Below are 11,598 nucleotides of genomic sequence, written 5' to 3' on the forward strand. Positions count from 1 at the left end.
CATGGTGGTCCCCTCTCCCGCGGCTGCTCGCGCCCCCCAACGGCGCCGCCACCGACTCTGACGCCGCCAGATGGCCGCCGGGTTGCGAACCGGGCGTGCTGCGGGAAACGCGGAAACAGCACCCGCGCTCTAGAGAGAGGATGCCCGGGGAGGCCGCCCGCTACGCACCGTCACCCGGTGGCGTGCGGCCCCCGGTGCTCACTCGGCGCCGAGCGGCTCCGCCGTCCGCCCGCCCGCCTCGCCGTCCGCGCCCCCGCCGGCCGGCCGGTCCGGCAGCCCGTCCGGCCCGCCCGACCCGTCCGGGAGCCCGTCTCGCCGCCCGTCCTGCCGGGCGAACTGGGTCCGGTACAGCTCGGAGTACAGGCCGCCCGCCAGGAGTAGCTCCTCGTGGCGCCCGCGCTCGGCCACCCGGCCGTCCTCGATCACCAGGATCTGGTCGGCCTCGCGGATGGTGGACAGCCGGTGCGCGATCACCAGCGAGGTCCGCCCGGCGAGCGCGGTCCGGAGGGCCCGCTGCACGGCGGCCTCGGACTCGGAGTCCAGGTGCGCGGTCGCCTCGTCCAGGACGACGACCGACGGCTCCTTGAGCAGCAGCCGCGCGATCGCCAGGCGCTGCTTCTCACCGCCCGACAGCCGGTAGCCGCGGTCGCCCACGACCGTGTCGAGCCCGTCGGGCATGTCGGCGAGCAGGGCGCCGACCTGTGCCGCCTCCAGGGCGGCGTGGATCTGCCCGTCGGAGGCGTCCGGGCGGGCGTAGCGCATGTTCTCGCGGATCGAGTCGTGGAACAGGTGGGCGTCCTGGCTGACCACGCCGACCCGGTCGCGCAGCGAGTCCAGCGTGACGTCCCGGACGTCCTCGCCGCCGATGCGCACCGCCCCGTCGGACACGTCGTAGAGCCGGGAGACCAGGTGCGTGATGGTGGACTTGCCGGCCCCGGACGGGCCGACGAGCGCGACGAGCTGGCCCGGCTCGGCGGTGAAGTCCACGTCGTGCAGGACCTCGCGTCCCGGCGCGGTGTCGGTGCGGGCGATGGATTCCAGGGAGGCCAGCGAGACCTCCTCGGCGGACGGGTAGGCGAACCGCACATGGTCGAACCGGACCGAGGGCGCCGCGTGCCGGACGCCGTCACCGGGCGCGTCCAGACCGGTCTGCGCGTCCGGGCCGCCGGGGCCCGCCGCCGGGTTCGGGCCGGCCGGGCGGTCCGGGCCCCGCCCGAGGTCGCGGGCGCCCTCGCGGTCGCGGATCAGGGGCTCGAGGTCGAGCACCTCGAACACCCGGTCGAAGCTGACCAGGGCGGTCATGATGTCGACGTGCACGTTGGACAGCGCGGTCAGCGGCCCGTACATCCGGGTCAGCAGCGTCGCGAGGGCGACCAGGGTGCCGAGCTCCAGCGTGTCGCCCACCACCAGCGAGCCGCCGAGCCCGTACACCATGGCCGTGGCGAGGGCCGCCACCAGTGTGAGCGCGGTGAAGAAGACCCGTCCGTACATCGCGGCGATGATGCCGATGTCGCGGACCCGCGCGGCGCGCTGCGAGAAGTTGTGCTCCTCCTCGGCGGGCCGCCCGTAGAGCTTGGCGAGCATCGCGCCCGCCACGTTGAACCGCTCGGTCATCAGCGAGCTCATCTCGGCGTCGAGCTGCATCTGCTCGCGGCTGATCCGGGACAGCCGCCTGCCGACCCACTTGGCCGGCAGCACGAAGATCGGCAGCAGCAGCAGTGCGATCAGGGTGACCTGCCAGGACAGCACCAGCATGGTGATCAGCACCAGCACCAGGCTGATCACGTTGGAGACCACCGAGGACAGCGTGGTGGTGAGCGCCCGCTGGGCGCCGATGACGTCGGTGTTGAGCCGGCTGACGAGCGACCCGGTCTGCGCCCGCATGAAGAACGCGACGGGCTGGCGCTGGACGTGCCCGAACACCTGGGTGCGCAGGTCGTAGATCAGCCCCTCGCCGATCTTGGAGGAGTACCACCGCTGCGCCAGCCCGAGCACCGCCTCGACCAGGGCGAGCGCGGCCACCCCGGCGGCCAGCCAGAGCACGATGCCGGTGCGGGCCGGCACGATGCCCCGGTCGATGATCGACTTGAGCAGCAGCGGGTTGGCCACCACGATCACCGCGGCGAACGAGTTCAGCGCCAGGAACAGCACGAGCTCGCGCATGTAGGGACGCGCGTAGCCGGCGATCCGCTTGACCGTGCCGGGCTTGAGCTTCTGCTGGGTGACCGACCCGTCCCGGCGGAACGAGGCCATCACCTGCCAGCCGCTGCCCGGCATTCCCGGCATCGCCACATGAGCCTCCGAGGGGTCGGCGGCCGCCCGAGCGATGCGCGAGCGTGCACGCGGGTAATCAAGTAAGCATCTCAGTGTCGACGACGAGAACACACCGCCGCCGCGAGCGCTTCCCGGCTCCGCTCACGGCGTAACCCTCGGCGCCCGGGGCTCCCGGGACTCTGGTGGGACCTCTGGACACGGGCCGGGTCCGACAGACACCGGGCGCACCCGCACCGCCGAGCGGCTCCCGGTGGACGAGGGACGGGCCCTGGTCAGCCCTGGGCGCCGAAGAGCTCGCGGAGACGGCCGATCTGCTCCCGGCGCTCGGCCGCGCACTGCTCCTCGAGGGTGTTCTCCGGGGCCTGCCACAGCAGGCGCTTGGTGGCCACGGCCGCGCCGGGGTTCACCGCGAGGAGTGCCGCGGTCAGCTCGCGGACGGCGGCGTCGAGCCCGTCGCGCGGGACGACGACCTCGGCGAGGCCGAGCCGGGCGGCCTCGTCGGCGAGCACGGTGCGGGCGGTCAGGCACAACTCCAGCGCCCGCGGCACGCCCACGATCTCGACCAGCGGCTTGGTGCCGGTCAGGTCGGGGACCAGCCCGAGGGCCGGCTCCTTCATGCAGAACTTGGTGTCGTCGGCGATGACGCGCAGGTCGCAGGCCAGGGCGAGCTGGAAGCCGCCGCCGATGGCGTGCCCGTGCACCGCCGCGATCGTCACGATGTCGGGGCGCCGCAGCCAGGTGTAGCCCTCCTGGAGCCCGGCGATGAACCGGTCGGTCGCCTCGGCGTCGGAGCCGTCGGAGAAGCTCTCGTCACCGCCGCCGGAGAACATGGCGAGGTCGATGCCCGCGGAGAACGAGGGTCCCTCGCCGCGCAGCACGACCACCCGCACGCCGGCCGGCAGCGACCGGCCGATCGCGGCCAGCCCGCGCCAGGTGGCGAACGTCATGGCGTTGCGCCGCTCGGGCCGGTCGAGGGTGACCGTGGCGACCTCGCCGTCGACCGCGAACCGCAGCCCGGCCGCGGCCAGCTCCGCCGCGGACGGTCCGGCCGCGTCCGGTGACGCGTCCCGTCCGGTGGCCGATTCCGGCCGCGTCCGCTCCGCCCTCGCGTCAGCCATGACGCCCCTCTCCGTGTGGACCTGTCGGTGGCAGGCGGCCGATCCGCCTGTCACGGCGGCCAGGGGCGTTCCCGGAGGGTCGCACGACCCCGTCCCCACCGGTCCCCGTCGACCGGGGGCACCCGGCCCGCCGCCGCGACCGAACCCTACTCGGCCGGCCGCGGCGACGGTTCAGGCGGTGCGCTCATCCGGGGGTCGGCGTCCGGTCAGGACTTCTTGCCGCGGGTCGCGCCGCCGCGACCGCGCAGATTGACGCCGGATTCGGTCAGAATCCGGTGGATGAACCCATACGAGCGGCCGGTGGCGGCTGCCAAGGCGCGGATGCTCTCGCCGGAGTCGTACCTCTTTTTGAGTTCCGTCGCCAGCTTGTCGCGCTCGGCACCGGTCACGCGGGTGCCCTTCTTAAGGGTCTCGGCCACGAGTACCTCCCGTAGTGATGTGGTGACCGCTGCGTTATCCCCCGCCATGATCAGTCATTCCCGCGCGTTCGGCTACCCACTCGGCCAGAAAAGATCTGCGGAAGTGACCATGCAGGTCACGCAAGTGCCACCAGATCGGCAAACTCGTCACTCCAGATGTCTTCGACACCATCAGGCAGCAAAATCACTCTTTCCGGCCGGAGCGCCTCCACCGCGCCCTCGTCGTGGGTCACCAGGACGATGGCGCCGGCGAAGGTGCGCAGGGCCGCCAGGATCTCCGCCCGGCTGGCCGGGTCGAGGTTGTTGGTGGGCTCGTCCAGCAGCAGCACGTTGGCGCTCGAGACCACCAGCATCGCCAGCGCCAGCCGGGTCTTCTCGCCGCCCGACAGCACCCCGGCGGGCTTGTCGACGTCGTCGCCGGTGAACAGGAACGAGCCGAGGATCTTGCGGACCTCGACCGGCGCCATCCCGGGCGCCGCCGACTGCATGTTCTCCAGTACCGAGCGCTCGACCTCGAGCAGCTCGTGCTCCTGCGCGTAGTAGCCGATGCGCAGCCCGTGGCCGGCCGCCACGGCGCCGGTGTCGGGCTTGTCGACCCCGGCCAGCATGCGCAGCAGCGTGGTCTTCCCCGCGCCGTTGAGGCCCAGGACGACCACCCGGCTGCCCCGGTCGATGGCCAGGTCCACGTCGGTGAAAATCTCCAAAGATCCGTACGATTTCGACAAACCCTCCGCGGTGAGGGGGGTCTTGCCGCACGGCGCGGGCTCCGGGAAGCGGATCTTGGCGACCTTGTCGGCCTGCCGCACCCCCTCCGCGGAGGCCAGCAGCTGCCGCGCCCGGCGGTCCATCTGCTGCGCGGCCTTGGCCTTGGTGGCCTTGGCGCGCATCTTGTCGGCCTGGGAGATCAGCTGCGTCGCCTGGCGCTGGGCGTTGGCCGTCTCGCGCTTGCGCCGCCGCTCGTCGGTCTCGCGCTGGGCGAGGTACTTCTTCCAGCCGACGTTGTAGATGTCGATCGCGCTGCGGTTGGCGTCGAGGAGGAAGACCCGGTTGACCACCGCGTCCAGCAGCTCCACGTCGTGGCTGATGACCACCAGGCCGCCCTGGTGCGACTTCAGGAAGTCGCGCAGCCAGACGACCGAGTCGGCGTCGAGGTGGTTGGTGGGCTCGTCCAGCAGCAGTGTGTCGGCGTCGGAGAACAGGATGCGGGCCAGCTCCACCCGGCGCCGCTGCCCGCCCGACAGGGTGCCGAGGGGCTGCGCCATGACCCGGTCCGGCAGGCCCAGGCTGGAGGCGATGGAGGCGGCCTCGGCCTCGGCGGAGTACCCGCCGAGCACGTGCAGCCGCTCCTCCAGCCGGCCGTACCGCCGGACGGCCTTGTCGCGCGCGGAGCCCGTGCTGGTGGCCATGCGCTCCTCGGCGTCGCGCAGCTCGCGGATGACCTCGTCGAGCCCCCGCGCCGACAGGATCCGGTCGCGGGCCAGCTCCTCGAGGTCGACCCCGCGGGGGTCCTGCGGGAGGTAGCCGATGGTGCCCGAGCTGGTCACCGAGCCCTGGGCGGGCTGCGCCTCCCCCGCGAGCACCTTGGTGAGGGTGGTCTTGCCGGCCCCGTTGCGGCCGACGAAGCCCACCCGGTCACCGGGGTTGACCCGGAAGGCGGCGGTCTCGATCAGCAGCCGGGATCCGGCGCGCAGTTCGATGTCGTTGGCAATGATCACTGTGACAGGGCTCCCCTGACGGACGGCAGATGGACGGCGCATGACAAAGCGCGTCACGGTCCGTGACCGGGACGCGCCAGGGGAGCCTGTCAGCTCGCGTGCGAAACCATCTCGCCAGTGTACGTGACGCCGGGGCCCCTCAGCGGCCCGTCCCGGCCCGGCCGGACGGCGGACGGGCCGCGGGGGCCATGATGGGAGGAGTGGCGTGCGGCTCGACGCCGGGCCCGGCCCGGCGGGAGGAGTGTGGTCGAGATGACCCACCTGACCGGCAACGCGCCCACCGGCACGCCCACCTGGCTGGACCTGCGCATCCCCGACCTCGGCGAAGCCCAGCGGTTCTACGGGGCGCTCTTCGGCTGGGAGTTCGAGGACTTCGGGTCCGCGGCGGGCCACTACAACGGGTGCCTCCTGGCGGGCCGGACCGTCGCGGGCATGATGAGGAACCCCGACCCGGACGCGAGCGAGTTCCGGTGGAACCTGCACTTCGCCAGCGACGACTGCGACGAGACCGTCAAGCGGGCCACCGACGCGGGCGGCACCGTGCCGATGCCCCCGGAGGAGATCCTCGACCGGGGGCGGATGGCGGTCGTGGCCGACCCGGTCGGCGCGCGGTTCGGCGTCTGGCAGGGCAGGGAGAACGCCGGTTCCGAGACCGTGAACGAGCCCGGCTCCCTGGTGTGGAGCGAGCTCGTCACCGCGGCCCCCGGCCCGGCCGGGGAGTTCTACGCGGCGGTGTTCGGGCACCGGCTGGAGCCGATGCCGGCCGAGGCGGAGATCGACTACACCGTCCTGGTCAGGCCCGACGGCCGGCCGATCGGCGGGATCCTGGGCCGCCCCGGCGCCGCCTCGTCGTCCTGGCGCAGCTACTTCGAGGTCGCCGACGCCGATGAGGCCGTGCTGCGCGCCCGCGCCCTCGGTGGCACGGCGGACGAGCCCGCGGACACCCCGTACGGACGGGTCGCCGACGTGCGCGACCCGTTCGGCGCCGCCTTCCGGGTGATGCAGAGCGTCCAGGAGGGCTGACCGCACGCCCCAGGGAGCCGCGGACCGGGCCTCGGAGGCCCGGTCAGGACTGGCGTTCGGCGGCGAGGCGCTGCGCGATGGTCTGGTGCAGCCGCTGGAGCCCCGAGGTGCCCACCGTGCCGATCTGGCCCTCCAGGTCGCGCAGCAGCACGTCATCGTTCATCACGACCTCCGAGGACTGCATCAGGACCGTGCCCTCGCCGGTGAAGGCGAACTGGTGCTCCTCGCCCGAGGCGCCGCCGACCCCGAACACCATGCGCGCGGCGCCGATCGCCCCGCGCATGTAGGAGTGGTCGTAGTGGTGGCACGGCGACGGGCAGTCGGCCCAGCCGAGCAGTGCCTGCGGGTCGACCCGGATCGGCGGCTCGACGAAGTGCACCGGGCCGTTGGAGGCGGCCACGAACCGGCCGGTGCCGATCAGCGTCAGGAAGCCGGGGATGATCGACTGCTTGAGCTCCAGGCCCGGCTCGAACGCCAGGAGGTTGCCGGCCCGGATGGTGAGGTTGCCGTCGTCGAGGTCGTAGGAGTTGACGTCGAAGCCTCGGTCGGCCAGCAGGAGCTTGCCCTGGCCCTGCGCGACGATCCAGTCCTGCGCGTACAGCGGGGAGTGGAAGCTCGCGGCGACCAGGGCGTCCAGCGGGCCGGCCGACAGCGCCTCGAACCTGACCTGCCCGTAGTAGGCGATCATCTTGCCCTTCTGCGTGAACCACTGGCCGTTGAGGTCCACGCTGAAGGAGTAGGCGTTGACGTTGTCGTTGGACGGGAGCGTCGCGGCGTTCCAGGTCTGGGTGTCGGACGCGGAAGTGCTCACGCTCAGATCTTCCTCTCACTGGCCTGCACGTAGACGACGCCGGTACCGCTCAGCTGGAGCTGGAACCCCTCGCCGGAGCCGCGGCCGATCAGCTCGCGGAGCCCGACCGCGGTGGTCAGCTTGTTCTGCACCTGGCCGCGGTGCGCGACGTAGGCCTGCGGGTCGACGTGCACCGGGCGCTGCGGGGTGATCGGCAGCTCCATCACGCCGCCGTGCGACAGCAGCGCGCAGGAGCCGTTGCCGAGCAGGGTGGTGGTGAACAGGCCCTGCCCGCTGACCGCGCCGCGGATGACGCCCCGCACGCCGCCCTGCTCGCCCATGAACATCGTGCCGACCTGGAGGGCGGTGTCGTGCACCAGCAGCCGGTCGGCCTCGACGTAGAGGGTGTCGCCCGCGAGGTCGACGACCGAGACCTCCAGCCCGGCGTGGCCGAACATCACCGAGCCCCGCCCGGTGACGTGCATCATCGCCGACCGCTCGCCGGCGACGGCGCGGCCGAGGGTGCCGCCGATGCCCTGGCCGGCGGTGGCGGTCGGGGCGAACTCGACCGGCCCGGTGTAGGCCAGCATCGCGCCGCGCCGGCTGTAGACCTCCTGGCCCGGCCCGATCGGGACCTGGAGCATCTTGGCGTTGATCGAGGTGTATCCCGGCATCAGATCTCCAGAATTCCGCCGCGCTCGGCCGGCTGGACGTAGACCAGGCCGTGGCCCTGGTACCGGAACTGCACGCTCTCGCCCGACCCCTGCCCGATGACGGTGCGCCAGTTGACGTCGGTGACGACGTCCTGCTGGAGCTGCCCCCGGTGCCCGACGTAGGCGTGCGGGTCGACGCACAGCGGCGTCTGCGGGGTCACCTCCAGCGCGATGGCGGGCCCGTCCGACAGGATCGCGACGGTGCCCTGGCCCTCGACCTTGGTGGTCGCCAGGCCCTGGCCGGTGCCCATGCCGCGCAGCCCGACGAACTGCACCCCGGTCTGGAGCCGGCCGTCGAGGGCCAGCAGGCTCTCTGACTCGACGAACAGCACGTCGCCGGCGAGCTGGACCAGGGTGACCTCGGTGGCCTCGCTGGCCAGGAACACGGTGCCCTTGCCGGCGATCTCCATCAGGGTCATGCCCTCGCCGGCGATCTTCCGTTTGAGCGCGCCGCGCAGCCCCTCGCCGCCGGTGAGGCCCTGCCGCTTGAACGTCATCTCGCCGTCGTAGGCGACCATGGAGCCGTTCAGCGCCTTGATCGTCTCGCCGACGAGATCGACGGCCAGCATCTTCGAGCCGTTCAGTCGAAATTGCGCCACGAGGCCAGACCATACCGGTGACGCCCCGCCGCATGTCCACTATTCCACTGCGTACCGCCCGGAATGCCCGACGGCGTCCGGGCAGGCGCGCGGGTGACCTTCTTGTGGCGTATCGGTCCCGAACCGGCGCGTTGGGGGCCCGTTCCGTCCGTCGATCGGAGAGGATGTCGCGCATGTGGATCGCCCCCGAACGCCGCAGTCTCAGCCGCTGGATCGTGCCGGGAGTCGTCCTGGCCGCCGGGGTGGTGGTGGCGGCGGTGCTGGCCGCCGACGGGCGGCGCGAGACGGGCCTCGTCGCGCTCGCGGTGCTGGCCGGGTACGCCGGGCACCTCGGGTACCGGCGCCACGAGCCGGCGCTGCCGGTCAGCGAGACGTTCGGCAACGGCCACCGGGCCCGCGCGCACCTGAAGGCCGCGGCGATGACCGGCGACACGGTGACCGCGGCGCTGGTGGCGGCGCTGGTGGTGCAGGCGCTGCGCGGCGCCGACATCACCCCCTACGCCTGGCTGGCGGCACTGGCGGGCGGGACCTACCTGCTGTCGGTCCTGGTGGCCGGCCGGGGCCTCTGACCCCGCCTCTGACCCGCCTCCGGCGCCGCGGTGCGCGCGGCCGGGTCGGACGAGAGGCCGAGGAGCAAATGCCCCAGAACGTCCTGAGAGGCCCCGAGAAGGACGGAGAGCCGCGCGGAGGGGTCAGCGCGGGCCGATGGGCCCCTCGCGGGCGGCGGGGCCGGAGAGGCCGCCGGCGGCGGTCTCCTGCGCGAGGATGGCCGCCTGGACGCGGCTGCGCAGGCCGAGCTTGGCCAGGATCCGGCTGACGTGGGTCTTGGCGGTGGTCTCGGCCATGTCCAGGCGCCGCGCGATCTGCCCGTTCGACAGCCCCTCCCCCAGGCAGCCGAACACCTCGTGCTCGCGCGGGGTGAGGTCGTCGAACCCCGGCGGCAGGAACGGCCCGACGGGCCACCGGGCGGGCCGCCGGGCGGCGAACGCGCCGATCAGCCGGCGGGTCACCCTGGGCGAGACGATCCCCTCGCCGGACGCCACCGTCCGCACCGCCTCCACCAGGTGGTCGGCGTCGATGTCCTTGAGCAGGAACCCGGCGGCGCCGGCGCGCAGCGCCCCGAACACGTACTCGTCGACGTCGAAGGTGGTCAGCACCAGCACGTCGGCGATCCCGGAGATCTCCCAGGTGGCCGAGACGCCGTCCATCCGGGGCATCCGCAGGTCCATCAGCACCACGTCCGGGCGCAGGCGGCGGGCCAGCTCGACGGCCTCCTCGCCGTCGGCCGCCTCGGCGACCACGGTGATGCCCGGCGCGGCGCCCAGGATCAGCACCAGGCCCGCCCGGACGGCGGCCTGGTCGTCGGCCACCAGCACCTCGATCATGAACCGGCCTCCCGCGCCCGCCCGCCGGTACCGACGGGGAGCTCGGCCCGTACCCGCCACCGGTCGCCGTCCGGGCCCGCGGCGAACGCCCCGTCCAGCATCGCGGCGCGCTCGCGCATCCCGACCAGCCCGCTGCCCGAGCCGGGCAGCCTCGGCCCGGCCCGGTCGCCGCCCGGCATCGGACTGAACACCTCGACCAGCACGTCCCGGGACCGGTACGCCAGCAGCACCTCGGCCCGGCCGGGGCCGCCGTGCTTGAGCGCGTTGGTCAGCGACTCCTGGACGATCCGGTACGCGGCGAGCTCGACGGCGGCGGGCAGGTCGGGCGGCTCGCCGGTCACGGTGAGGACGGCGCTGAGGTCGGACCGCCCGGTGCGCCCGACCAGCAGGCCGAGCTCGGCCAGCCGCGGCGAGGCCGCCGGGCCCGGCACCGCGCCGTCGCCCTCGCGGAGCAGGCCGATCATCCGGCGCATCTCGGCCAGGCCCCGCACGCTGTTCTCGCGGATGACCTCCATCGCCCGGTCCAGGTCCTCCCGGTCCAGGTCGCGGACCTTGAGCACCGCCGAGGAGTGCAGCGCCACCGCGCTGAGGTGGTTGGCGATGACGTCGTGCAGCTCGCGGGCCATCCGGGCGCGCTCGGCGGTGACGGCGCCGCGCCGGTCGAGCTCGGCCATCCGCACCGCCTGCTCGGCGCGCGCCCGCTCGGCCCGGGCCCGCTCCCGGTGCTCCCGGAGCAGCATCGCGGTCAGCACCGGGCCGACCCAGGTCACTCCCGCGACGGCCCCGGTGATGACGGCGCCGCTCACCGTCCCGAGGGCGATCCCGACCACGGTCATCGACGCCAGCGTCGTCGCGGCCGTCGCGCCGAGCAGCCATTCGGCGGCGGGACGCCGCGCGTAGAGGCCGGCCGCGTACAGCGCGTCGCCGTAGATGATCGCGGTGGCGAAGCTCGGGCCCATCGCCACGTCGGCGAGGTTGAACGGGGTGGCGAAGGCCAGCGCGATCAGCGGCGCGGTGCGCCGGAAGGGCACCGCCGCGCACAACCCGAGGAGCGCGACGAACCGCCAGCCGAGCGGGACGGCCTCCTCGGCCGTCCAGCGCGCGTAGCCGTGCGAGGCGAGCAGGAGGACTCCGCCGGCCAGGGCCGCGGCGGCGAAGAGCAGGTCCTGGCGCGTGGTCCGCAGGCGGCGCGGGGCGGGGCGGGGCGTCGGCACGCTCCCATCTCAGCATCCTCCCGCGGGTGCCGCCTCCACCTCGGGGCCCCGCGCCGTACATCGTTCGGAGGATCCGCGATCTCGGCATCGGCGACGAGGCATGGAGCGCCGCCCGGAGAAACCATGAAAAGGCAGAACGGCATGCGGGAGAAGGGCAGCATCGTGCAGACCATCGGGATCATCCTGGCGATCGTCGGCCTCGGCTCGACCATCGCCGACGACGGCACGAACATCGACCTGATGCAGTGGTCGACCGGCCACCAGCCCTACGCGGGGCTCGCGGTGGGCGCGGCCGGCCTCGTCCTGGTGGTGTTGGGGCGCCTGATCAAGGGCGGGCGGTGACCCGGA

The 11,598-nt window shown here is 73.3% G+C and carries 12 protein-coding genes; 3 read left to right on the forward strand and 9 right to left on the reverse strand.

The window, feature by feature from the left end; all coding sequences use genetic code 11:
• Positions 1 to 198 precede the first annotated feature (198 nt).
• From QP090_RS33565 to QP090_RS33580, 4 genes are all read right to left on the reverse strand, one after another.
• Complete coding sequence (locus tag QP090_RS33565; RefSeq protein ID WP_285943849.1) at positions 199 to 2,286, reverse strand: ABC transporter ATP-binding protein; 2,088 nt, start codon at positions 2,284 to 2,286, stop codon at positions 199 to 201.
• Positions 2,287 to 2,546: 260 nt separating this feature from the next.
• Positions 2,547 to 3,392: an enoyl-CoA hydratase/isomerase family protein gene (locus QP090_RS33570; RefSeq protein ID WP_285943695.1), complete on the reverse strand. Its 846-nt coding sequence runs from the start codon at positions 3,390 to 3,392 to the stop codon at positions 2,547 to 2,549.
• Positions 3,393 to 3,598: 206 nt separating this feature from the next.
• Positions 3,599 to 3,811 carry a helix-turn-helix domain-containing protein gene (locus QP090_RS33575; protein ID WP_018656527.1) on the reverse strand — a complete coding sequence of 71 codons (213 nt, stop codon included), beginning with the start codon at positions 3,809 to 3,811 and terminating at the stop codon, positions 3,599 to 3,601.
• Positions 3,812 to 3,927: 116 nt separating this feature from the next.
• On the reverse strand, positions 3,928 to 5,526 hold the full coding sequence (locus QP090_RS33580; RefSeq protein WP_285943696.1) for an ABC-F family ATP-binding cassette domain-containing protein: 1,599 nt from the start codon (positions 5,524 to 5,526) through the stop codon (positions 3,928 to 3,930).
• A gap of 252 nt (positions 5,527 to 5,778) precedes the next feature.
• Here QP090_RS33580 and QP090_RS33585 point away from each other — a divergent pair, with 252 nt between their 5' ends.
• Positions 5,779 to 6,549: a VOC family protein gene (locus QP090_RS33585; RefSeq protein WP_285943697.1), complete on the forward strand. Its 771-nt coding sequence runs from the start codon at positions 5,779 to 5,781 to the stop codon at positions 6,547 to 6,549.
• Positions 6,550 to 6,592: 43 nt separating this feature from the next.
• Here the strand turns inward: QP090_RS33585 and QP090_RS33590 are convergent, their stop codons facing one another.
• The 3 genes from QP090_RS33590 to QP090_RS33600 are packed head-to-tail and all read right to left on the reverse strand — an operon-like array spanning position 6,593 to position 8,651.
• Positions 6,593 to 7,360 carry an AIM24 family protein gene (locus QP090_RS33590; RefSeq protein ID WP_285943698.1) on the reverse strand — a complete coding sequence of 256 codons (768 nt, stop codon included), beginning with the start codon at positions 7,358 to 7,360 and terminating at the stop codon, positions 6,593 to 6,595.
• Between the two features lie 2 nt (positions 7,361 to 7,362).
• Entirely contained in the window at positions 7,363 to 8,013 is a 651-nt protein-coding gene (locus tag QP090_RS33595) for an AIM24 family protein (protein ID WP_285943699.1), read from the reverse strand.
• On the reverse strand, positions 8,013 to 8,651 hold the full coding sequence (locus QP090_RS33600) for an AIM24 family protein (RefSeq protein ID WP_285943700.1): 639 nt from the start codon (positions 8,649 to 8,651) through the stop codon (positions 8,013 to 8,015). Before QP090_RS33600 ends, QP090_RS33595 begins: the two co-directional genes overlap by 1 nt.
• 173 nt (positions 8,652 to 8,824) lie before the next feature.
• On the opposite strand from QP090_RS33600, the gene QP090_RS33605 reads away from it, so the two are divergent.
• The gene (locus tag QP090_RS33605; RefSeq protein WP_285943701.1) at positions 8,825 to 9,220 is read left to right on the forward strand and encodes an ABC transporter permease; all 396 of its coding nucleotides are present in this window, start codon (positions 8,825 to 8,827) and stop codon (positions 9,218 to 9,220) included.
• 123 nt (positions 9,221 to 9,343) lie between these two features.
• On the opposite strand, the gene QP090_RS33610 is transcribed toward QP090_RS33605, so the two are convergent.
• Both QP090_RS33610 and QP090_RS33615 read right to left on the reverse strand, forming a co-directional pair.
• A complete protein-coding gene (locus QP090_RS33610) occupies positions 9,344 to 10,036 on the reverse strand; it encodes a response regulator (protein ID WP_285943702.1) in 693 nt (230 codons plus the stop codon).
• Positions 10,033 to 11,250, reverse strand: a complete 1,218-nt coding sequence (locus tag QP090_RS33615; protein WP_285943703.1) for a sensor histidine kinase — start codon at positions 11,248 to 11,250, stop codon at positions 10,033 to 10,035. Before QP090_RS33615 ends, QP090_RS33610 begins: the two co-directional genes overlap by 4 nt.
• A gap of 123 nt (positions 11,251 to 11,373) precedes the next feature.
• Between QP090_RS33615 and QP090_RS33620 the strand changes: the two genes are divergently transcribed.
• Entirely contained in the window at positions 11,374 to 11,592 is a 219-nt protein-coding gene (locus tag QP090_RS33620) for a hypothetical protein (protein WP_285943704.1), read from the forward strand.
• Positions 11,593 to 11,598 lie beyond the last annotated feature (6 nt).

The sequence above is a fragment of the Actinomadura xylanilytica genome, from assembly GCF_030283145.1.
In the GTDB taxonomy this organism is placed as follows: Bacteria; Actinomycetota; Actinomycetes; order Streptosporangiales; family Streptosporangiaceae; genus Spirillospora; species Spirillospora xylanilytica.